Below are 22,617 nucleotides of genomic sequence, written 5' to 3'. Positions count from 1 at the left end.
AAAACAAAGGGCTTGAGACGATGCGGATCGAACGGCGCTACACGACAGCGGGCCAATCAGCCTATGCCGGCATCGAGTTCCGAACGACGAAAAGCGAGATCCGCAATCCCGATGGGTCGGTCGTTTTCCGCCTGGAAGGCATTGCCGTGCCGACGACCTGGAGCCAGGTCGCCAGCGACATCATCGCCCAAAAGTATTTCCGCAAGGCAGGCGTCCCGGCGCGGCTGAAGCGTGTCGAGGAAAACGACGTCCCGTCGTTCCTCTGGCGCTCGGTCGCCGACGACAAGGCGCTGGCTGCCCTGCCCGAGAAGGAGCGCTTCACCGGCGAGGTCGATTCGCGCCAGGTGTTCGATCGTCTCGCCGGCACCTGGACCTATTGGGGCTGGAAGGGCGGCTATTTCGACACCGAGGAGGACGCCCAGGCCTTCTTCGACGAGCACCGCTTCATGCTGGCGACCCAGAAGGTGGCGCCGAACTCCCCGCAGTGGTTCAACACCGGCCTGCATTGGGCCTATGGCATTGACGGCCCGAGCCAGGGCCATTTCTACGTCGACTTCAAGACCGGCAAGCTGGTCAAGTCGAAGACCGCCTATGAGCACCCGCAGCCGCATGCCTGCTTCATCCAGTCCGTCTCCGACGACCTGGTGAACGAAGGCGGCATCATGGACCTGTGGGTCCGCGAGGCGCGCCTGTTCAAGTATGGCTCCGGCACCGGCTCCAACTTCTCGGCGCTGCGCGGCGAAGGCGAAAAGCTTTCCGGCGGCGGCAAGTCGTCCGGCCTGATGAGCTTCCTGAAGATCGGCGACCGCGCGGCCGGCGCCATCAAGTCGGGCGGCACGACGCGTCGCGCCGCCAAGATGGTCGTCGTCAACGCCGACCATCCCGACATCGAGAAGTACATCAACTGGAAGGTGCACGAGGAGCAGAAGGTCGCCGCCCTCGTCACCGGCTCGAAGATCAACGCGCAGCACCTCAAGGCCATCATGAAGGCCTGCGTGAACTGCGAGGGTTCGGGCGACGATTGCTACGACCCGACCAAGAACCCGGCCCTGAAGCGCGAAATCCGCGCCGCCAAGAAGGCGCTGGTGCCGCAGAACTACATCCTGCGCGTCATCCAGTTCGCCAAGCAGGGCTACACGGACATCGAATTCCCGGTCTACGACACCGATTGGGATTCGGAGGCCTACCTCACCGTCTCGGGCCAGAACTCGAACAACTCGGTCTCCATCACCGACGACTTTTTGCGCGCAGTGGAGAATGATGGGGATTGGAACCTGATCCGTCGCACCGACGGCAAGGTCGCCAAGACGCTGAAGGCCAAGGACCTCTGGGAGCAGATCGGCCACGCCGCCTGGGCTTCCGCTGATCCGGGCCTGCACTTCAACACGACGATGAACGAGTGGCACACCAGCCCGGCATCGGGACGCATCAACGCGTCCAATCCGTGCTCGGAATACATGTTCCTCGACGACACGGCCTGCAATCTCGCCTCGCTGAACCTTCTGCAGTTCCGCAACGAGGACAAGACCTTCGACGTCGAGCGCTACGAGCATGCCTGCCGCCTCTGGACGGTGGTGCTCGAGATCTCGGTGCTGATGGCGCAGTTCCCGTCGAAGGAAATCGCCGAGCTCTCCTACGAGTTCCGCACGCTGGGCCTCGGCTATGCGAACATCGGCGGCCTGCTGATGACCGCCGGCATCCCCTATGACTCGGCCGAAGGCCGCGCCATCTGCGGCTCGCTGACCGCGATCATGACCGGCATCGCCTATGCCACCTCGGCCGAGATGGCCAAGGAGCACGGCCCCTTCCCCGGCTTCGCCAAGAACCGGGAGCACATGCTCCGCGTCATCCGCAACCATCGCCGCGCGGCGCATGCCGAGGCGACGGGCTATGAAGGCCTGTCGGTCCTGCCGGTGCTGCTCGACCACGCCTCGCTCAAGGATGTTCGCCTCGGCGAGCATGCCAAGGCTGCCTGGGACAAGGCCCTGGAACTCGGCGAACAGCATGGCTACCGCAACGCCCAGTCGACCGTGATCGCGCCGACAGGCACGATCGGCCTGGTCATGGATTGCGACACCACCGGTATCGAGCCCGACTTCGCGCTGGTGAAGTTCAAGAAGCTCGCCGGCGGCGGATACTTCAAGATCATCAACCGCGCCGTTCCCGAAGCGCTGCAGGGCCTTGGCTATGCCGAGCATCAGATCGCCGAGATCGAGGCTTACGCGGTCGGCCATGCGTCGCTGCGCCAGTCGCCCGGCGTCAATCACACGACGCTGAAGGCCAAGGGCTTCACCGACGAGGTGCTGGAGAAGCTGGAAGGCACGCTCGCCTCCGCCTTCGACATCAAGTTCGTCTTCAACAAGTGGGCGCTCGGCGAGGACTTCCTCAAGAGCCTCGGCTTCACCGAAGCGCAGCTGAACGACCCGGCCTTCGAACTGCTGCCGGCGCTCGGCTTCTCGAAGAAGGACATCGAAGCCGCCAACGTGCATGTCTGCGGTGCGATGACGCTGGAAGGCGCTCCCTTCCTGAAGCTTGAGCACTACGCCGTGTTCGATTGCGCCAATCCCTGCGGCAAGCTCGGCAAGCGTTATCTGTCGGTCGAAAGCCACATCCGCATGATGGCGGCGGCGCAGCCCTTCATCTCGGGCGCGATCTCCAAGACCATCAACATGCCGAACGACGCCACCGTCGAGGATTGCAAGAACGCCTACATGCTGTCCTGGCGTCTGGCGCTCAAGGCCAACGCGCTCTATCGCGACGGCTCCAAGCTCTCGCAGCCACTGAATTCGCAGATCCTCGCCGATGACGACGAGGATGCCGACGACGTCGTCGAGGCGTTGATGGCCAAGACGCCGGCCGCCCGCGCCGAACAGGTTGCCGAGCGCATCGTCGAGCGGATCATCGAGCGTGAAGTCCGCAAGCGGGAGAAGATGCCGGATCGCCGCACGGGTTACACCCAGAAGGCGAATGTCGGCGGCCACAAGGTCTATATCCACACCGGCGAATATCGCGACGGCCGCATCGGCGAGATCTTCATCGACATGCACAAGGAGGGCGCTGCCTTCCGTGCGATGATGAACAACTTCGCCATCGCCATCTCGCTCGGCCTGCAATACGGCGTGCCGCTGGAAGAGTATGTCGAGGCGTTCGTGTTCACCCGTTTCGAGCCGGCCGGCCTGGTCACCGGCAATGAGGCGATCAAGAACGCGACGTCGATCCTCGACTACGTGTTCCGCGAGCTCGCCGTGTCCTATCTCGGCCGCAACGACCTGGCGCATGTCGTCCCCGACGACAACAACGCCACGACGCTTGGCGGCGGCGATATCCCGACGATCAAGCCGGCGCAGGTCAGCCATGGCCTCGTCCGCGGCAAGACCGAGCGCTTCAAGCTGGTCGACCGCGCCGGTGAATCGAAGGGCGCGGCCACCGCTCCCGCCTCCACCGGTTCGACGGTAACGGCCCTGCGCACGACGGGCATCGGCGGCGCCGCCGCCACCGCCTTCAAGCGCGACGTCGCCACCGAGACGGAACTCTCCGTCGGCCACGCCGAACCGATCTCGGCTTCGCCCACCGCCCAGCCGAAGCCGAAGGCGGCCGAACAGGTCGCGATCGCGCGGATGAAGGGTTATGAGGGCGAAAGCTGCACCGAATGCGGCAACTTCACGATGGTGCGCAACGGCACCTGCCTGAAGTGCGACACCTGCGGAAATACGAGCGGCTGCTCGTAAGAGCGGCTAAGAAACTCGCTGGCGTAGTATTGGAGAGTGCATCCCTTCGTTTCTCGCATGGGATGCACTTTGTAACTGAGGTCTCCTAATGTCGGAAAGAATCCCGATTATTAAACGGCCCGGCGCATCCAAGACGGGTGCACTGAAAGACGAAGGCCGCGGAACCACATCGCAAAACCTTCAACAGGCATTGCAGCAAGCTGGCTCCAAACCTTCGAACGCAGGGGGCAAGAATAGTTCGATTGAGTTCCCACCTATCGGCGACAAGCGCCGATGATCGACTTTCCCTCGCTTTCAGAGGCGGGCGTTTGGGGAAGTATTCTATCAGCCATAGCAGCAGCAGTTGCACTAATCTTCAATGCCAATGCCATAACACAACAAAGAAGATCTAACGATGCGAAAACTTTGTTCACCATTGCGGCAAACATCCGAGAGGCGGAGGCGCGACTTACCGCTCAAACTCAAGACCCCGTAGCCTTCAAGATTGAACTCAATAACTATCTCAACCTTCTTGAAATTTTTGCGGTTGCCGTAAATCACCGTCTATTCGGAACGAAGACTCGGCAACTCGCGAGCGATAGACTCGTGACGGATCTTGGAATGCTTTTATCCAATGACTCGACGCGAGATCATATCGAACACGCAGTTACCTCTGAAGAAACGTTCGTAGAGTTGCTCGCCTTCTACAAGCGCAATCGCTCCAAGGTAGATCGAGCAGTCTCGCGGCTGCGCTTCGCCCCACAAAGCCTCACCACTTAGAACGCACGGAAGTCACCAACCGTGCGACGTCCCTTGTCGCCCCGGCCATATGCACCTATCTTCTTGGCATATCGCCAGGAGGCTCTCATGGCTCATACGCAAGCACTCGATATTGTCGGTGGGGAAACCGCGCTCGGGCTTTCGATCCGCAGCGGGCGGGACCTGATCGCCGCCGTTCGGCACGGGCTGCCCGTCAAGGCGGTTGAGCATGTGCTCGATACCGGCCGCATGACGCTGGCAGAACTCGATCTCGTCGTCCTCCCGCGAAAAACGCTGTCGCATCGCCGGAAGATCGGCACGCTCACCGCCGACCAGTCCGACCGGCTAATGCGCGCGGCGCGCGTGATCGCTGCGGCCGAGGATACGTTCGGCAGCCAGCAGAAGGCGGCGACATGGCTTCGCCGGCCGACCAGCGCGCTCGACGACGAGACACCCCTGTCGCTGCTCGACACGTCGGAAGGCGCTCTGCAGGTCGAAACCCTGCTTGGGCGCATCAATCACGGCATCGCCGCCTGATGGACGGCCGCGCCGAAGACGGCCCTGCATTTGGACGCCCTGACCGGAACGGCCAAGGGCAAGCCCGCCGATCTCCCGCCTGCCCCGCCCGTCTTGTAGCAGGACGCGACGCTTGATTGCCTGGCGCATTTCCCGCGCGCCCTATGCCGACCTTTCGGGCACTGGCGCGCGGCTCTATGGCGGGCGCTGGAATTCGCCGGGGCGGGCACTGATCTATGCGGCGGAAACGGCGGCGCTGGCCGTGCTGGAAGTGCGCGTCCATCTCGACCTGACGCCCGACCTGCTGCCGGACGACTATGTACTGACCGGCATCGCCCTGGGCGGGATTGCCGTCGAGACGCTGGACACACTGCCGGATACGCCGCAAGCCTTTGGCGATGACTGGCTGGCGGAGGCGCGCACACCGGTGCTGCGCGTGCCGTCCTTCATCGTGCCGGAGAGCTTCAACCTGCTGCTCAATCCGGCCCATCGGGATGCGGCGGGGCTGAAGGTGACGAGCCGGCGGCCGTTCCGCTTCGATACCCGGCTCTGGCAATCCGGCGAAGTGCCATAGGCCCTGCGCATGGCCGGGCGGCCGCTTCGGCGCTACAACGGGGCCGTTCAAAGAGGCGCCCGATTCCATGACCAAGCCCACTGCCCGCATTGTCGAAAACCTCACTGCCGAGAAGGTTCGCCTGACGACGCTGTTCGACGGCGAGATCGATTTTTCCGGCGCGCGTTTTGTCGATTGCCAGTTCACCGGTTGCGACCTGAAGGGGATGAACTTTTCCGAGGCCGAGTTCGAACGCTGTGACTTGACCGAAAGCGATCTGCGCGGCGTCGAAGCGACCGGATCACGCTGGAACGAAGTGCGGGCGCTGAAGGCGATCTTTTCCGGCGCCGAGCTTGCCGATGCGCAGTTCAAAAACTGCAACTTCAGCAATTCCGAATTCGTCCGGGCGCGACTGACCAATGCGCGCTTCGAGGACAGCAAGCTGACGGGGGGCGATTTCCAGGGCGCGGCGACCATCGGCATTTCGTTTCTGCGCACGCGGCTCAATGGCGCGATGCTGCGCAACGTGTCGTTTCGCAAGGAGCGGATCGACGGCGTCGATTTTGCCGATGCGGATCTCGCCGGCGCGGATTTCCGCGATGCCGTGTTCCTGGATTCGTCGCTGCGCTCGGCAAGCCTGCGGGCGGCGAAATTCGAAGGCGCGGACCTGCGCGGCTGCGATCTTGGCGCCATCACGCTGGCCGATGCAAGCCTGTTCCGCAAGGCCACCATCTCCAAGGCGCAGGCGACGGAGCTTTTGAAAGGCGTCGGCCTGATCGTGCTCTGAAATGGACGCTTGCGCGCGACCTTGGGTTGCGCGAACCTCTGGTCGCCCACAAAACAAGCGCTACGTCGCAGGGGAACCCTACGCGACGATGCGCGAGGGCCAACCAGAGGAAGAGTCCATGCGCGCCCTACTCGCCGTTCTCGCAATCAGCGCCGGCCTTGCAGGCCTGGCCGGTTGCACCACCAATTCGAACGCCCCCGCCATCAAGGCGATGGACCCCGTCAATGCCTGCGGCCCCGGCGGAACCAGCAACGCGGAAGATTGCGATAGCGGTCGCCGCTAGCTTATCCGGATCGGCGCGCAACCTGGAGCCTTTCACCGTTTCGCCGAAACGGCGAGAGGCCCCAGTTCCTTGCCATGTTTTCGTCTCGCGAACTGGCGTCCCCTCCGCTCGAAAGCGCTCTAACCCGCGCCTGACGTAGCGGAAATTGCGCGGGGCAGGTTGTGCCGGAGATTCGGGCAGAGGCAAGGCCCGGTTTTGTCGCGGGTGACGCGCGTCACACGCAAGGCTGCCGTTCTTGCTCTCGCCATGAAGTCTCGACAGAATACATCACGGACATGGCTCAGGCTTTTGCCGAGCCCACTCGATTCGTTCCTTGGAGGACACTATGAACCTGACGGTTTCCGGCTTCGCGGTGCGCGGCCTCACGCTCGCATCGGCGCTCATGCTGTCGACGGCGGCATTCGCAGCTCCCGACGCCCAGAAAATCGCAGACGCGTTCGTCGCCGCGGCTCAGGCGCGCGGCGAGGCCAAGGTCACGATTGAATCGGCCAAGGCCGACGGCGACAACGTCACGCTGAACAACGTGAAGATGGTCGCCAAGCAGGGCGGCGACGTGACGATCCCGGTGATCGTCATCGAAAGCCCGCTAGAGCGCACCAGCGGCGGCTTCACCGCGGCCAGCATCTCCTTCGACGCCGGCAAGGTCGTCGACAAGGAAACGACGATCAGCTGGGACAAGGGCTCGTTCAAGGACGCCGTCGTTCCCGCGCCGAGCGAGATCAACTCGAAGGCCAAGATCACGCCGTTCTCGAACATGGAAATGTCGACGATCAACGTCGTCTCCACCGAGACCCCCGCGCCGATCACGATCGACAGCGTCAACGTAGCGCTCGGCGATGTCATCGAGGGCGCGCCGAACGATGGCCAGCTGCGCGTCAGCGGCGTCAACATTCCCGGCGACGTGCTGAAGTCGGACGAGCAGACCAAGGATTGGGTCGAGAAGCTAGGCTATGACAAGCTGACCTTCGACGTCGGCATCGACGGCGCGTATGACAACGCCAAGCAGAGCTTCACCTTCCGGTCGATCTCGTTCGACGGCAAGGATGTCGGCAAGCTCAACATCACCGGCACCTTCGGCGGCCTGCCGCGCGACAAGCTGCAGGATCCCGACAAGCTTTCGGAACTCGCTGCCACAGCGACGGTCGACAATGCCAAGATCCGCTTCGACAATGCCGGCATCGTCGGCCGCGTGATCGAGATGCAGGCCAAGGCAATGGGCGCCACCTCCGAGCAGTTCGTCGAGCAGATCAGCGGCGCGCTGCCGCTGCTGCTTTCGGTTGTCGGCAACCAGGGCTTCCAGGATCGCATCGCCACCGCGGCGACCGCCTTCCTCAAGGACCCGCAGTCGCTGACGATCACCGCGGCTCCCGGCAATCCGGTTCCGATCATGCAGATCTTCGGCGCCGCCTCGACCGCGCCGCAGACGCTGCCGGACGTCCTGGCTGTCGATATCCAGGCCAACCAGTAAGTCTCTCTCGCGAGACTGCGCGTCGAATAGACGCCAAATGTTCCCCGGGCGGTGCAGACCGTCCGGGTTTTTGTTATCCCCTTTCGGGATGATTTTGCCTGACACGGCCGATCGAAGGCACGCATAGCCCGATCGCCCAGCCGCCATGGAGCACCCTATGAGCCGTTCGTCGCTACGCGTCCGTCTATTCGCCGCCGGTGTCAGCGCCGCCGCCATGACGGCCTCGTTGCCCGCGCTAGCCGAAACGCCGATCGAGACGACCATCCGCAATTGGGTCTCGGCGCTAGATGCTTCGCCGAACTGGGTCGCCGGTTTCTCCGAGCTGTCCTATGACGAGAGCCAGCGCACCGTGACGCTGCGCAACCTGACGATCCGCAGCGAGACGCTGGCGACCAAGATGGAGGTCTCCTTCGGGACGATCGGCATCACCAATTACGCCGAGGCAGCGGATGGCGGCTTCAGGGCGACCGGGATCACGGTCGACAGCAGCAAGATGACGTTCGGCGATCTGGGGAGCGCAACGCTCGCGGATATCCGCGTCGAAAATCTCGCCGTGCCGAGTTTCGTCAATTTCGTCTTCGACCAGAACCGCATCTTCACGTCGCTCGCCAAAGGCTGGGGTATTGTCGCCAAGGCCTCCGTCGACAGCATCCGGATTGGCCGCATCGACGCCACGGAGACGACCGAGGGCCAGACCTCGGCGGCAAGCTTCGGCTCGTATGAGCTGAAGGGCATGGCCAACGGCGTCATCGATCAGGTGACGCTTGGACCTGTGTCACAGGAAATGCCCTCCCCCGATGGCCTGCTGAAATTCACGATCGACAAGATCGAAGCGCGCAAATACGACCTCGACGCGGTTTCGGCCGTGCTGGATCCCGACCGCTATGTCGGTGGCGTCGGCGATGGCAAGTGGCGCACCGTGCTCGGCCTTGAGGTCTATCGCAACTTCTCGATCGAGATGCCCGGCGCCTCGATCCGCATGGGCTCGTTCGAGATGGAAAATCTCCGGATGCGCCAGCCGAAGACGAGCTTCGCCGACCTCTTCGACACAATCCTCTCGAAACCCGAACTCACCGATGAGGATACCGAGCGGCTGTTGAGCGGCAATATCGCCGGCCTGTTCAGCTTCGTCGGCGTCGGTGCAGTGCGCCTCAACGATCTCGACATCACCGCGCCCGAGATCGAGCGCTTCCATCTCGGCGATTTCCACATCAACGATTTCTCCAGCGACGGCATCGGCGAGATCGGCATCAGCGATCTCGATGTCGCCGTCCAGGACAAGGGTTCGGTCGGGGCTGAGCGCCTGGCCATCGGCGGCTTCAAGTTCCCGTCGACGGAAGTGATCATGTCGTCGGCGCTCGCCGCGACCGTCGGCATGGACTTCGACCCGATGGCGATCATCCCGACCATGGGCTTCGCCGAGGCTGTCGGCGTCGACGTGACCCAGGCCGGCAAGAAGCTCGGCGCGGTCGATCGCGCGCGCATCGATCTCGGCGATTATGTCGGCCCCGTGCCGACCACGATCACCAGCGAGATGCGCGGCCTCGATCTCGACCTGTCGCAGATCGACGACCGTCGTGCCCGCGATATCATCAAGGGGCTCGGCTATGACAGGCTGGTTGCCGATTACGGCTTCCGCCTTGCCTGGCGCGAAGCCGACGACAGCCTGATCCTCGACGGCTTCAAGCTCGCCATCAAGGATCTGGCGACGATGAACGTCGACGCCACGCTGACCGGACTGACACGCCAGGCGATCGAAGATCCGAAGCAACTGGAAGGCGCGCTCGCGTCGCTCTTGTTCACGCGCGGCAAGCTGGCGATCGAGGACAAGTCGATCGTCGATCGCGCCATCGGCATGCAGGCGACCAAGATGAAGGTCGAGCCGGACAAGTTCCGCCAGCAGATCGCCGGCGCCTTGCCGCTGTTCCTGATGGTGCTGAAGAATCCGGGCTTCCAGGCAAAGCTCGCCCCTGCCCTTCAGGCCTTCATCAAGACGCCGGGCACGATGACCATTGCCGCGGAGCCGACGACGCCGGTTCCGGTGACGACGCTGATGGAGACGGCCGAAAGCGCGCCGCAAAAGCTGCCCGACCTGCTGCAAGTCGAAATCAAGACCACCCCGTAACGCAAAACGGCCGGATCGAAAGATCCGGCCGTTTTCATTTGTCGCTCTAGAGTCGGGTTCAGGCCGCGATGGCGCGGGCCGTCTCCGACGCCTTGATCTCGGCAGCTGCCACGGCGCTGGCCGCCTGCTCCGGTCCGAAGGCGACGCCCTCGACCGTGATTTCCTCGACATTGGTCAGGCCGATGAAGGCGAGGATGAAGCGAAGATAGGGCAGCTGGAAATCGTTCGGCTTCATCGGACCTTCCGAATAGATGCCGCCCTTCGACTCGACCAGCACGACGCGCTTGCCGGTAACCAGACCGACCGGTGCATTGTCGACATAGGCAAAGGTGCGACCGGCGCGGGCGATGTAGTCGAGCCAGGTCTTCAACGTCGAGGTGATGGTAAAGTTGATCATTGCCGAGGCGATGACGATGATGTCAGCGGCGAACAGCTCATCGATCAGAGCGTCCGAAACCGCGGCAATCGCCTTCTGCTCGTCGCTGCGCGCTTCCGCGGGAGTGAACACAGCGCCCAGATAGGCTTCGTCGACATGGGGGAGCGGGTCACGCGCGAGATCGCGGCGGACAACGGTCGCATCCGGATTGCCGGCAACAAGGTCTTGCAGAACGCGCTCGGCAACCTTGCTGGAGTGCGAGGCGCCGCCGCGCGGGCTTGAGGTCACGAAAAGGATGTTGGTCATCGGTCTTGCCTTCACTATGTTACGGCAACCGGTCCAGATCCGGGGAGGAACGGACGCCGATACCGTAGAGTAACGTTACTAAATGTTACTCCTTGGTAACACCGAGTCAAATGGGATGGATGTGAAAATCGCTGAACAGTCTGTTCACAGCAGCGCTACCGCACGCGCGCTGCCGCCTCGCGAACGCATCCTGATCGCTGCGCGCGAGCTGTTCGCGCGCCATGGCGTCCACGGCGTTGGCGTCGAAGCGGTCGCCGAGGCGGCCGGCACCAACAAGATGACGCTCTATCGGCACTTCGAATCAAAGGACCTGCTGGTCGCGGAGTATCTGCGCGGGCTGGCGGCCGAGGGATCGGCAATCTGGTGCGAGATCGAGAACGAGCATCCGGGCCAACCGCTGGCGCAGATCGACGCATGGCTGATGCGCATCACCAACCATGTCGAGCATGGCAATGAGAGCGGCTGCGCGCTGGCGACCGCCGCGATCCAGCTTACCGACCCGGCACATCCCGGTCGCAAGGTGATCGAAGCCAATACGCGCCAGCACCGCGACAATCTCATTCGCCTCTGCCGCGCCTCAGGCTTGTCCGAGCCAGAGTTGCTGGCCGATCAGTTGTTCCTGCTGATCGAGGGCTCGCGCGTCGCCTGGCAGAATGTCGGCGACGAACGACCGGGCGCAAACCTCGCAACGCTCGCGGCAGGCATCATCGCGTCACACCGGAAGTAGGCGCCCTCACCCCTCCAGCGTTAGGGCGCCTTCTTCGAGGCGATAGACGCGATCGACCGCGCCCTTCGGCAGCGCCGCATGGGTGGCGAGGATCAAGGTGCGGCCGGTCGTCACCGCCAACAGGTCAGCGAGGAACTCGGCTTCGGTCGGCCGATCGAGGCCAGCCGTCGGCTCGTCCAGCAACAGAACCTTCGCAGGCGACAGCAGTGTGCGGGCGAGGCAGAGGCGTCGTGCCTGTCCGGCCGACAGCGTTTCGCCGGATTCGCCGAGCCATGTATCGAGCCCCTGCGGCAGGCTGCGGACAAAATCGTCGAGCCGCGCCTTTTCCAGAACGCCCCAAAGCGCTGCATCGGCGGCATGTGGATCGGCGATCTTCAGATTGTCGCGAATGGTGCCGATGAAGACCGGCGCGTCCTGAGATAGCAGCGCGATATGGGCATGCAGATCCGCCTGGCGAACCGCGCGGATATCGACGCCGCCCATGCCAATACCGCCGCTCTCGACATCGACAAGCCGCAACAGCAGGCCGAGCAGCGTCGATTTGCCGGAACCACTCTCGCCGATGATGGCGATGTGCTCGCCATCCCGGATCGTCAGGTCGAGACCCGCCAGAACGGCTTGGTCGCGGCCATAGGTGAAGCCGACCTGCTCGAACGTGATGTCGCCCGCATCCGGCACGGCAATGGGCTGGGCCGGATCACGGATCGCCGGCGGCATGTCGACCAGCGACTGGACGCGACGGGCCGCGGCACTCGCGGCGCCCAACTTGCCCGCCCCGCGAAGAATCGGGCCGGAAACTTCGAACACCGCCATCACGGCCAGCAGCGCGCCGACCAGCACCGGACCGGTGACGCGCCCCTGTTCCAGAACCGGGAGCCCGACATAGAGCGTGGCGATCGCCGTCGCGCCTGTGCCGAGCACGACGAAGGCCGGTCCAAAGGCGACACGCCAGGACTGCCGCAGCCGCGCCTTGCGGACGCTGGCGACCGCTTCATCGACCGCATGACGGGCGCCATCGACAGCCCCCAGCGCGACGAGATCGGCATGGCCATCAATGCCGTCGAGCACGGCGACGCGGAGATCGGCGGCGGTGCGCACGGTCGCCGCGCCGGTTCGCTGGCCGGAAAGCGCGATCAGCAGGGGCAGGAACAGCGTCGTCAGCGCAAATCCGATGAGCACCACAGGCAGCGCATCGGGCAGCACGATCCAGAGGAACAGGCCGAGGCCGAGCGCGCCGAGGACCGCCGTGGCAATCGGCGCGACGACCTGAAGGAACATCATGTCGAGGGCTTCGACGTCGGCAGTGAGCCGCGCGACGAAATCACCGGTCCGATGCGCCGCCGCCTTCAGCGGCACCAGCGGGATCAGCCGGGAAAAAATCCGGACGCGGATATCCGACAGAATCTTGAAGGTCGTGGCATGTCCGGCCAGTCGCTCGAAATAGCGCGACACGATGCGGAGGAACGAGAAGCCGCGAACCATCGACGACGGCCCGAACAGGTTGAAGGCCATGGCCGAGGTGGCGAGCGACGCGCCGGTCAGAAACCAGCCGGAGACGCCGAACAAGGCGACACCCGCAGCCAGAGTGAGGCAGGAAAGCGCCAGCGCCAATGCGAGGCCGCCGGCACGCGCTGCGAAAAGGCTGAAAAGCAAACGCATCATGCCACTCCCTGGGCCAGGACCGGTTCTGCGGTAAGATCCGGCGCGCGCACCAGGATGCGCTGGCGATCGTCGATCTCGAGAATCCGGTCCATCAGAGCGGCGACGGCCATGGAGTGGGTCGCGATCAGCAACGTTCGTCCCTGCGCGAAGGCGAGGATGGTGCGCATGACGCGCGCTTCCGTCTCGATGTCGAGATGGGCGGTCGGCTCGTCAAGCAGCACCAGCGCCGGATCGCGCAGGAAGATGCGCGCAAGCGCGATACGCTGCGCTTCGCCGCCCGAAACGCCCCTGCCCCGTTCGCCGACCGGCGTCGCCAGCCCTTCGGGCAGCCTGTCGGCAAAATCGAGAACACAGGCGCGTTCGGCAGCGAGGCGTACTTCCGCGTCCGTGGCATCGGCCCGGCCGAGGCGGATATTGCTGGCGATCGTGCCATGGAACAGGCGCGGCCGCTGGCCGAGCGATGCGACATGGCGACGGAGCGCCCCTTCGTCGATGTCAGCGAGTGGAACGCCGCCGAGCTCGATCTGGCCCTGATGCGAGCGCAGGCGCGCCAGCACCTCGAGCAGCGTCGACTTGCCAATCCCGCTCGGGCCAAGCAGCGCGACGGTCTCGCCGGCTGCGATGTCCAGCGTTGCATCGGAGAGAATAGTGCCGCGATCCGGCGTCTCGACCGTCAAGTGGCGCGCCGTGACGGCAATTGCCCCGGAAGGAGACCAAGGCGAGCCGGGCGCCGTAACGACTTCGTCGACGGGCGGCAGGTTTTCAAAGGTCGCGGCAAGGCTGGTTACGGCGGCCTTGGCGCTGGCCCGGTCGTGGTAGTGAGCGGCGAGCGTGCGCAGCGGCATGTAGACTTCGGGCGCCATCAGCAGGCAGAAAAGCCCCGCCTGCAGGGTGAACCCGGTGCCGCGCAGATCGAGCAGGCCGACATAGGTCAGCCCGACATAGAGCGCGACGCCGGCGACGCCGAGGGCGGCGAAGAATTCCAGCACCGCCGACGACAGGAAGGCGATCCGCAGCACGGCCAGGGTGCGCTCGGCGAACTCGTCGCTGGCGCTACGGACGCGAACGATCTCGTCCTCCGCCCGGCCAAACAGCTTCAAGACAAGCAACCCGCGAATCCGGTCGGCAAACATGCCGGATAGCCGCGACAGGGCGGTCAGATGCTGGCGGCTGGCGGCCTCGGCGCCCCAACCGGCCAAGGCCATGAACAGCGGAATCATCGGCGCGGTGACAAGGAGCACGATGCCGACGACCAGATCGACCGGCATCAAGCCGACGGCGAAGGCGACCGGCACCACGGCGGCGGCGATCATGGCCGGCACGAAGCGCGCGAAATAGCCATCCAGCGCCTCGACCTGATCGAGGATCTGGCTTGCCAACTCGCCGGAAGAGCGCTGGCGCATCCAGTCAGGCCCGCGCCGCATCAGGGTCGCGAACAGGTCGCGCCGGATCGCCTGCTTGATATCCTCGGCAGCGCGGATGCCGGCTGCCTCACCGATCCACGCCAGGAGACCGCGAATCGCGACAAGACCGAGCAGCGAGAGGATGGCGCCCGTCTGCGACGCGCTCGCCACCTGGTCGACAATCGCCCGGTGCAAAATGGTCGCAAGGAGATAGGCCTGCGCCAGGGTCAAGCCGGCGCTGATGAGCGGCACCAGGATGGCGATCCCCGCGGCACGACGGCCGACTCGACCTCGTGCCCTGAGCCAGCGGGCCGCAAAAGCGGGCGAACGGGCGGTTTCACCGCCTCTGGTAGTGTCTTCGGTCTTCATGCACTCTAGCTTATCGGATCAGTATCGATCTGGGTCACGCCTGTGCCAATCGACCGCACGTGGCAGCGGGCTGCATTGATTTCGCTCAAGGTTAGAACCCTTATAGCGCGTTAGCTCTGAAATCCTGGCGGCTCAAAAGGTATAGGCCATGATTGATATGGATGTTGTCACCCTGTCGCGGCTGCAGTTCGCTGCCACTGCGATGTATCATTTTCTCTTCGTTCCCCTGACGCTTGGCCTCTCCTTCCTGATGGCCATCATGGAGAGCGTCTATGTTATGACCGGCCGCGAAATTTGGCGGCGCATGACCCTCTTTTGGGGCACCTGTTTCGGCATCAACTTCGCCATGGGCGTCGCAACCGGCGTCGTCATGGAATTCCAGTTCGGCATGAACTGGTCTTATTACAGCCACTACGTTGGCGACATCTTCGGCGCTCCGCTCGCGCTGGAAGGCCTGATGGCCTTCTTCCTCGAGGCAAGCTTCATCGGCCTGTTCTTCTTCGGCTGGGATCGCATGTCGAAGGTCGGCCACCTGGTCGTCACCTGGCTCGTCGCCTTCGGCGCGAACTTCTCGGCGCTCTGGATCCTGATCGCCAATGGGTGGATGCAGCATCCGGTCGGCGCGGTATTCAACCCCGATACGATGCGCATGGAAGTCACCGACTTCATGGCGGTCATCTTCAACCCGGTCGCCCAGGCAAAGTTCGTCCACACGGTCAGCGCGGGCTACGTCACCGGCGCGATGTTCGTGATGGCCGTCAGTTCCTGGTACCTGCTGCGCGGGCGTCACCAGGAATTCGCCAAGCGCTCGATGGCGGTTGCCGCCAGCTTCGGCCTCGCTGCCGCGCTGTCGGTCGTCGTGCTCGGTGACGAGAGCGGCTATGTGACGACCGAAAACCAGAAGATGAAGATCGCGGGCATGGAAGCCATGTGGCACACCGAGCCAGCTCCCGCCGCGATCAATGTCATCGCCTTCCCCAACATGGAGAAGCAGGAAAATAGCTTCGCCATCAGCATCCCCTACTTGCTTGGCATCATCGGCACGCGCTCGCTGACGACGGAGCTTCCCGGCATCGTCAACCTGGTTGATTCCGCGCACGGCAAGATCCGCGACGGCATCACCGCCTACAGCGCGCTCCAGAAGATCCGCGCCAATCCGGCCGATGCCGAAGCGCGCGCGGTGTTCGATGAGAAGTGGCCGAACCTTGGCTACGGACTTCTGGTCAAGCAGATCCGTACTGACATCGAGAACGCCACGCCCGAGGACATCGCCAAGGCGGCGAATTCCACCATCCCGAACGTGCCTGTGCTGTTCTGGAGCTTCCGCGTGATGGTGGGACTGGGCCTTTATTTCATCGCGTTCTTCGCCGCCGCCTTCTGGCTCGCCTCGCGGCACCAGCTCGGCGAAAAGCGCTGGACGCTTTGGGTGGCTCTCTTCAGCCTGCCGCTGCCATGGGTTGCGATCGAATCGGGTTGGCTACTGGCTGAATATGGCCGCCAGCCCTGGGCGATCGAAGGCGTGCTACCGACCTTCTATGCGGCATCCGGCCTGACCCTTTGGGATCTCGTCATCAGCCTCGCGATCTTCCTGATCCTCTACAGCGTCCTCGCCGTGATCGAAGTCTTCCTGATGCTCAAGGCAATCAAGAAGGGCCCGCTCGATCACAATCCGTTCGAGACCGCGCCTGCCGGTGCCGACGTGTTGCCGAAGCCGGCAACCGCCGCTCCCAAGCTCTGATCCGCGAGGTTTGCCATGCACGACATTGTTCCCATCGACTATGAAACGCTCCGCCTCATCTGGTGGCTGCTGCTCGGCGTCCTGCTGATCGGCTTCGCGGTGATGGACGGCTTCGATCTCGGGATCGGCGCTCTCCTTCCCTTCGTCGCCAAGACGGACGAAGAACGCCGGATCGTGATCAACGTTGTCGGCCCGGTCTGGGAAGGCAACCAGGTCTGGCTGATCCTCGGTGGCGGCGCGATCTTCGCCGCCTTCCCGCTGCTCTACGCCGTTTCCTTCTCCGGGCTCTATCTGGCGATGATGGTGATCCTGATCGCCCTCATCGTGCGGCCGGTCGGCTTCAAGTACCGAAGCAAGATCGGCGATCCAGGCTGGCGCTCGAAGTGGGACATGGTGCTGTGCTTCGCCGGCGTCGTCCCCTCGCTGATTCTGGGCGTTGCTGTCGGCAACGTTCTGCTCGGCCTGCCCTTCGAGTTCGACGATACGCTGCGGACCTTCTATCGCGGCAACTTCTTCCAGCTGCTGACGCCGTTCGCACTGGTCGCCGGCCTTGTCAGCCTCTCCATGCTGATCATGCATGGCGCGGCGCTGCTGACGTGGAAGACCTCCGGTCCGATCGCCGACCGGGCGCGTACCTACGGCCGCTGGGCCGCCCTTGCCGCCATCGTGCTGTTCGCACTGGCCGGCGTCTGGGTTGCCTATGGCATTGGCGGGCATGTCCTGACCAGCGTCATCGACCCTAACGGCCCATCCAACCCGCTCGGCAAGACGGCGACCGTCACAACCGGCGCCTGGCTTAGCAACTACAAGACCTACCCCTGGATGATGGCGGCGCCGATCCTCGGCTTCGCCGGTGCAGTACTGGCCCTGGTCGGCTTCACCGTCCGCAAGCCGGCGCTCACCTTCATCACCTCGGGTGTGGCGATCTTCGGCATCATCTCGACCGCCGGTGTCTCGCTGTTCCCGTTCCTGCTGCCGTCCTCCATCAGCCCGAATGCCGGACTGACCCTCTGGGATGCGTCTTCTTCCAAGCTGACGCTCTGGGTCATGCTGCTGTCGACGGCCTTCTTCCTGCCTATCATCCTGCTTTACACGGCCTTCGTGTACCGGGTGATGCGCGGCAAGGTGACGAGCGACAGCATGGGCAAGAACCCCAACGCCTACTGAGTGGAGGACTAAGCATGTGGTATTTTTCCTGGATCCTCGGCCTCAGCCTAGCCTGCGCCTTCGGCATCCTGAACGCCATCTGGTATGAGTTGCGGGATGATCGGCTGAAGGGGCGCGTGGCGATCACGCCTCCGGAAGACTAGGCGGCCAACCCCGCCATTGGCCGACGCACCAGCGCCGGCCAAACCGACAACGGCCGTCTTGCGCGATCCATGGATCCCGCCTGGCGGCCGTTTCATTTCCCGGGTGGTTCTTGAAAACCTGTGGCTACTCGAAGAAGCCGAGCCGCTTCAGCACCAGCAGCGTGAAGCCCGAGGCGAGCGCGCCGATCAGCGAAGCGCCGATCCAGCCATGCACGCCCTCAAGGAACGGCAGGCCGCCGGTATTCATGCCGAAAAACCCGGTGACAAGTGTCGGCGGCATCAGCAGGGCCGTCATCACGGACAGCACATAGAGGTGGCGATTGCTGATGGTCGCGAGCTTGGCCGCGATCTCGTCCTGCAGGAAGCGCGCCCGGTCCTGAACTTCCTGGACCTCCTGGTCGAGCGTCTCGATCCGCCGCAACAGTCGCTCGGCCGCGGCCCTGGAGGCGACATGGCTGCCATCGGCATGCTCGTCCTCGGCAAATTCACGCAGGATGCTGCGCAGGCCGGAGAGCTGGCGATGCAGCTTCACCGCCGTGCGCCGCAGCGGCCCGAGACGGCGCGATTCGTCATGCAACCGTTCGTCCAGCACGCGATCCTCGATCGAATCCGCCTCCGCCCGCGAGGCGCGCAGCGTCTCCGCCATGGCCCGCAATACCTGTTCGATCATCACCTCGAACAACGCCACCGGTCCGGAGACGCCATGACCTGAATCGACCTTCGCCCGCGTCAACGCCGCGGCGCGGACGGGATGACGTCGGCCCGAAACCAGATAGCCCCGCCCGAATGCGAACCGCATCGGCACCGCGCGGTCGCTATCCTCGTCCGGGTCCTGAACCGTGTCGGAAAACCGGCCCCAGACGGCATCGGCGCTGTATTCGAGCGCTGGATAATCATCGGGGCTGAGAAGCAGGCGCCGCGCCGCGGGCTCAAGCCAGTCGATGCTAGCCACCCAATCGCGCGCCAGCCGGTCGACGAAATCGAGATGAACCCACAGAAACCCATCGCCGGGGTCGAGCGGCCGCAGGCAGGCATCGGCCTCGACCGAGGACGCCTGCCCTGCGCCATCGAACCGATAAGCCCAGATGACGCCGGCGACGGGCCGCGCCATCCGCTCTGCCGGCAAAGATCTTTCCTCAGGGTTCGTCAATCGCCTGCAACTCGATATCGACCCGATCGGGCATCCGGATCAGGCATGTCGCACCACCTGCGACAACAGTCATGACAATGCGATGACAGTCCCGCTGTCCCGCCGATATGAACGGCGCACGTGCGGCGGGATTTTCATTGTCGCCGGACAAGGCTGCGGCCATGATCAGGTAGCCCCTCCCGCAGTTGGCGGAACAGCAGATGCAGAACGATCCCCGATCGCACGGACTTTGGGAGCGCACCGCGCCCCCCGCCCCTGTTACGACGCAGCTCGGCCAGGATCTCAAGGCGGATTTGGTGGTGGTAGGCGGCGGCTATACGGGGCTGTCCACCGCGCTCCACGCGGCGCGCGACGGGCTCAACGTCGTGCTGCTCGAAGGCGTCGAGTTCGGCTTTGGCGGCTCGGGACGAAATGTCGGCCTGGTCAATGCCGGCATGTGGGTTATGCCCGACGACCTGCCCGGTACGCTTGGCGATCAGCATGGCGACCGGCTGCTCCATCTGCTCGGCGACGCGCCAAAGCTCGTCTTCGAGCTGATCCGAACCCATGACATCGCCTGCGAGCTGGAAACGGCCGGGACGCTGCATTGCGCGGTCGGCGCCAAGGGGCTGGAAGAGATCCGGCAGCGGGCGGCGCAATGGAGCGCGCGCGGTGCGGCGGTTCGCCTGCTCGACGCGGACGAGACGGCGGCGAAGCTCGGCAGTCGCGCCTATGCCGGATCGTTGCTCGATCTGCGCGCCGGCACCGTCCAGCCGCTCGCCTATGCACGCGGCCTTGCCCATGCGGCGATGGCGGTCGGCGCGCAACTCTTTACGCGCAGCCCCGTGCTTGCGGCCGAGAAGACGCCGTCCGGTTGGCGCGTGAGAACGGCGCGCGGCAGCGTGACTGCCAAGTGGATCGTCGTCGCAACCGACGCCTACACCAACGCGCCATGGCCGGAGATCCGCACGGAGCAGGTCCACCTGCCCTATTTCAACTTCGCCACGGTTCCCCTCAGCGAAAATCTCCGGCGCTCCATCCTGCCCGAGCGCCAGGGCGCCTGGGACACCAAGGAAGTGCTGAGCTCGTTCCGCTTCGACCGCGCCGGCCGCCTGGTTTTCGGCAGCGTCGGCGCGCTGCGCGGCACCGGAACGCAGGTGCATCGCGCCTGGGCGAGGCGCGCGCTCGCCAAGATTTTCCCCGAGATCGGCGATATCGCCTTCGAAGCCGAGTGGTACGGCCAGATCGGCATGACCAGCAACAGCCTGCCGCGCTTCCATAGACTGGCGGAGAATGTCATCGGCTTCTCCGGCTATAATGGACGTGGAATTGCACCTGGAACGGTGTTCGGGCGAGTGCTGGCGGACCATATCGCCGGAAGGATCGGGGAAGCCGATTTGCCGCTTCCCGTTACCGAGCCTCAGGAAGCGCGCTTGCGTCGCCTCAAGGAGGCCTATTACGAAGTAGGGGCACAGATCGCCCATCTCGCCGATGCCCGGCTTTGAGCAGAAGCGGGCAAGCCACGGAATTCGAGGAAACACCATGACGATCGCCATCAAGAACACCCTCGTTACCGAGGTCGAAGCGCTGCTTGCCGGAATGGGCGTCACCGCCGCGCGCACCGGCGGCACGCTCGCCGTCCATTCGCCGATCACCGGCGAGGAACTGGCCCAACTCGTCGAGACGGACGCTGCCGGCGCGACAAAGGCCATTGACCAGGCCCACACCGCCTTCCTGGCCTGGCGCAATGTTCCCGCCCCGAAGCGCGGCGAACTGGTGCGCCTGCTCGGCGAGGAACTGCGCGCCCACAAGGCAGCGCTCGGCCGCCTCGTCTCGATCGAAGCCGGCAAGATCGTCTCCGAAGGCCTTGGCGAAGTTCAGGAGATGATCGACATCTGCGATTTCGCCGTCGGCCTGTCGCGCCAGCTCTACGGCCTGACCATCGCCACCGAGCGCAGCGATCACCGGATGATGGAAAGCTGGCACCCGCTGGGTGTCACCGGTGTGATCTCGGCCTTCAATTTCCCGGTCGCTGTCTGGTCGTGGAACGCGGCACTGGCGCTCGTCTGCGGCAACAGCGTCGTCTGGAAGCCCTCGGAAAAGACGCCGCTGACGGCGCTCGCTACCTCGGCGCTGTTCGATCGTGCGCTGAAACGCTTCGTTGCCGAAGGTGGCACGGCTCCCGAAGGTCTTGCCGCCCTGCTGATCGGCGGTCGCGAGATCGGCGAGATTTTGGTCGATCACCGCCGCGTGCCCCTCGTCTCGGCTACCGGCTCGACCGCCATGGGCCGGATCGTCGGCCCGCGCCTCGCCGGGCGCTTTGCGCGCGCCATCCTTGAGCTTGGCGGCAACAACGCCGCCATCGTCTGCCCTTCGGCCGATCTCGATTTGACGCTACGCGGCGTCGCGTTCTCCGCCATGGGCACGGCCGGGCAGCGCTGCACGTCGCTGCGCCGCCTGTTCGTGCATGACAGCGTCTATGACAGCCTCGTGCCGCGGCTGAAGCAGGCCTACGGCTCGGTCGCCATCGGAAATCCCCTCGAAAGCGGTACGCTGGTCGGTCCGCTGATCGACGCATCCGCCTATAAGGGCATGCAGATGGCGCTCGACGCCGCGAAGGCCGCCGGCGGCACTGTGACGGGCGGCGGCCGCGTCGATGCCGACAAGTCATCCGGCGCCTATTACGTCCGCCCCGCCATCGTCGAAATGCCGGAGCAGAACGGCCCGGTCGCGCATGAGACGTTCGCGCCGATCCTCTATGTGATGCGCTATTCGAGCTTCGAGGAGGCGCTGGCGCTGCACAACGACGTGCCGCAGGGCCTCTCCTCGTCGATCTTTACCAATGATCTGCGCGAGGCGGAGACGTTCCTGTCGGTGCGCGGCTCGGATTGCGGCATCGCCAACGTCAATATCGGCCCGTCCGGCGCTGAGATCGGCGGCGCGTTCGGCGGCGAAAAGGAGACTGGCGGCGGCCGTGAGTCCGGCTCTGATGCCTGGAAGGCCTATATGCGCCGCGCCACCAACACCATCAATTACGGCAAGACGCTGCCGCTGGCACAGGGCGTCAAGTTCGACGTCGCTTGACTCGCGCCGTGCCCAAAAACACAAGGCCCCGGCCGGGAAACCCGGCCAGGGCCTTGCAGATCGTCAGATGATGTGAGTCCCGCGATCAGGCCTTGTCGACGACGTTCTTGACGGCATCCTTGGCCTTGCCGACTGCCTGCTGGGCTTCGCCCTTGATTTCCTGAGCTTTTCCCTCGGCGCGAAGACGATCATTGTCGGTCGCCTTGCCAATACCCTGCTTGACGTTGCCGACGGCTTCGTTGGCAAGGCCCTTGATCTTGTCGCTGGTGCTGCTCATCGTGAATTCCTCTTAACTGTTATTGCAGGAGGACAACT

At 64.2% G+C, this 22,617-nt stretch carries 20 protein-coding genes; 14 read left to right on the top strand and 6 right to left on the bottom strand.

Annotated elements, in window-relative coordinates; translation table 11 throughout:
* The first annotated feature begins 20 nt into the window (after positions 1-20).
* From OSH12_RS02150 to OSH12_RS02115, 8 genes are all read left to right on the top strand, one after another.
* Complete coding sequence (locus OSH12_RS02150) at positions 21-3,728, top strand: vitamin B12-dependent ribonucleotide reductase (RefSeq protein WP_266341853.1); 3,708 nt, start codon at positions 21-23, stop codon at positions 3,726-3,728.
* A 273-nt stretch (positions 3,729-4,001) separates the two neighbouring features.
* The gene (locus OSH12_RS02145) at positions 4,002-4,487 is read left to right on the top strand and encodes a hypothetical protein (RefSeq protein WP_266341852.1); all 486 of its coding nucleotides are present in this window, start codon (positions 4,002-4,004) and stop codon (positions 4,485-4,487) included.
* 87 nt (positions 4,488-4,574) lie between these two features.
* Positions 4,575-5,003 carry a type II RES/Xre toxin-antitoxin system antitoxin gene (gene parS / locus OSH12_RS02140; RefSeq protein WP_266341851.1) on the top strand — a complete coding sequence of 143 codons (429 nt, stop codon included), beginning with the start codon at positions 4,575-4,577 and terminating at the stop codon, positions 5,001-5,003.
* 112 nt (positions 5,004-5,115) lie between these two features.
* Complete coding sequence (locus OSH12_RS02135; RefSeq protein WP_266341850.1) at positions 5,116-5,556, top strand: RES family NAD+ phosphorylase; 441 nt, start codon at positions 5,116-5,118, stop codon at positions 5,554-5,556.
* Between the two features lie 67 nt (positions 5,557-5,623).
* Positions 5,624-6,322 carry a pentapeptide repeat-containing protein gene (locus tag OSH12_RS02130; RefSeq protein ID WP_266341849.1) on the top strand — a complete coding sequence of 233 codons (699 nt, stop codon included), beginning with the start codon at positions 5,624-5,626 and terminating at the stop codon, positions 6,320-6,322.
* A 118-nt stretch (positions 6,323-6,440) separates the two neighbouring features.
* A complete protein-coding gene (locus OSH12_RS02125) occupies positions 6,441-6,605 on the top strand; it encodes a hypothetical protein (RefSeq protein WP_266341848.1) in 165 nt (54 codons plus the stop codon).
* Between the two features lie 325 nt (positions 6,606-6,930).
* Positions 6,931-8,073: a hypothetical protein gene (locus OSH12_RS02120; RefSeq protein ID WP_266341847.1), complete on the top strand. Its 1,143-nt coding sequence runs from the start codon at positions 6,931-6,933 to the stop codon at positions 8,071-8,073.
* A 157-nt stretch (positions 8,074-8,230) separates the two neighbouring features.
* Positions 8,231-10,198 (top strand): hypothetical protein, encoded by a 1,968-nt coding sequence (locus tag OSH12_RS02115; RefSeq protein ID WP_266341846.1) that lies wholly within the window; start codon positions 8,231-8,233, stop codon positions 10,196-10,198.
* Between the two features lie 58 nt (positions 10,199-10,256).
* On the opposite strand, the gene OSH12_RS02110 is transcribed toward OSH12_RS02115, so the two are convergent.
* Positions 10,257-10,880 carry an FMN-dependent NADH-azoreductase gene (locus OSH12_RS02110; RefSeq protein WP_266341845.1) on the bottom strand — a complete coding sequence of 208 codons (624 nt, stop codon included), beginning with the start codon at positions 10,878-10,880 and terminating at the stop codon, positions 10,257-10,259.
* A gap of 115 nt (positions 10,881-10,995) precedes the next feature.
* Here OSH12_RS02110 and OSH12_RS02105 point away from each other — a divergent pair, with 115 nt between their 5' ends.
* A complete protein-coding gene (locus OSH12_RS02105) occupies positions 10,996-11,607 on the top strand; it encodes a TetR/AcrR family transcriptional regulator (RefSeq protein ID WP_266341844.1) in 612 nt (203 codons plus the stop codon).
* A gap of 6 nt (positions 11,608-11,613) precedes the next feature.
* Here OSH12_RS02105 and cydC read toward each other — a convergent pair whose 3' ends face one another.
* The gene (gene cydC / locus OSH12_RS02100) at positions 11,614-13,269 is read right to left on the bottom strand and encodes a thiol reductant ABC exporter subunit CydC (protein ID WP_266341843.1); all 1,656 of its coding nucleotides are present in this window, start codon (positions 13,267-13,269) and stop codon (positions 11,614-11,616) included.
* On the bottom strand, positions 13,266-15,041 hold the full coding sequence (gene cydD / locus OSH12_RS02095) for a thiol reductant ABC exporter subunit CydD (protein ID WP_266341842.1): 1,776 nt from the start codon (positions 15,039-15,041) through the stop codon (positions 13,266-13,268). Before cydD ends, cydC begins: the two co-directional genes overlap by 4 nt.
* A gap of 151 nt (positions 15,042-15,192) precedes the next feature.
* Here cydD and OSH12_RS02090 point away from each other — a divergent pair, with 151 nt between their 5' ends.
* Genes OSH12_RS02090 through cydX form a run of 3 tightly spaced genes read left to right on the top strand, consistent with a single transcriptional unit; the run spans position 15,193 to position 18,089 of the window.
* On the top strand, positions 15,193-16,779 hold the full coding sequence (locus OSH12_RS02090; protein WP_266342428.1) for a cytochrome ubiquinol oxidase subunit I: 1,587 nt from the start codon (positions 15,193-15,195) through the stop codon (positions 16,777-16,779).
* Positions 16,780-16,794: 15 nt separating this feature from the next.
* Entirely contained in the window at positions 16,795-17,946 is a 1,152-nt protein-coding gene (cydB, locus tag OSH12_RS02085; RefSeq protein ID WP_266341841.1) for a cytochrome d ubiquinol oxidase subunit II, read from the top strand.
* 14 nt (positions 17,947-17,960) lie between these two features.
* Positions 17,961-18,089 carry a cytochrome bd-I oxidase subunit CydX gene (gene cydX / locus OSH12_RS02080; protein WP_266341840.1) on the top strand — a complete coding sequence of 43 codons (129 nt, stop codon included), beginning with the start codon at positions 17,961-17,963 and terminating at the stop codon, positions 18,087-18,089.
* 124 nt (positions 18,090-18,213) lie between these two features.
* Here cydX and OSH12_RS02075 read toward each other — a convergent pair whose 3' ends face one another.
* Both OSH12_RS02075 and OSH12_RS02070 read right to left on the bottom strand, forming a co-directional pair.
* Positions 18,214-19,215 (bottom strand): CorA family divalent cation transporter, encoded by a 1,002-nt coding sequence (locus tag OSH12_RS02075; protein ID WP_266341839.1) that lies wholly within the window; start codon positions 19,213-19,215, stop codon positions 18,214-18,216.
* 10 nt (positions 19,216-19,225) lie between these two features.
* Positions 19,226-19,402 carry a hypothetical protein gene (locus OSH12_RS02070; RefSeq protein ID WP_266341838.1) on the bottom strand — a complete coding sequence of 59 codons (177 nt, stop codon included), beginning with the start codon at positions 19,400-19,402 and terminating at the stop codon, positions 19,226-19,228.
* Positions 19,403-19,439: 37 nt separating this feature from the next.
* Between OSH12_RS02070 and OSH12_RS02065 the strand changes: the two genes are divergently transcribed.
* On the top strand, positions 19,440-20,723 hold the full coding sequence (locus tag OSH12_RS02065; protein WP_266341837.1) for an NAD(P)/FAD-dependent oxidoreductase: 1,284 nt from the start codon (positions 19,440-19,442) through the stop codon (positions 20,721-20,723).
* A gap of 37 nt (positions 20,724-20,760) precedes the next feature.
* Positions 20,761-22,302 carry an L-piperidine-6-carboxylate dehydrogenase gene (gene amaB, locus OSH12_RS02060; protein ID WP_266341836.1) on the top strand — a complete coding sequence of 514 codons (1,542 nt, stop codon included), beginning with the start codon at positions 20,761-20,763 and terminating at the stop codon, positions 22,300-22,302.
* Between the two features lie 85 nt (positions 22,303-22,387).
* Here the strand turns inward: amaB and OSH12_RS02055 are convergent, their stop codons facing one another.
* Entirely contained in the window at positions 22,388-22,579 is a 192-nt protein-coding gene (locus OSH12_RS02055; protein ID WP_266341835.1) for a CsbD family protein, read from the bottom strand.
* Positions 22,580-22,617: the final 38 nt, after the last annotated feature.

The organism is Kaistia terrae, assembly GCF_026344005.1.
Classification (GTDB): Bacteria; Pseudomonadota; Alphaproteobacteria; order Rhizobiales; family Kaistiaceae; genus Kaistia; species Kaistia terrae.
Note: the sequence above shows the minus strand (reverse complement) of the source record. Positions and strands in the feature narration are given on the sequence as shown.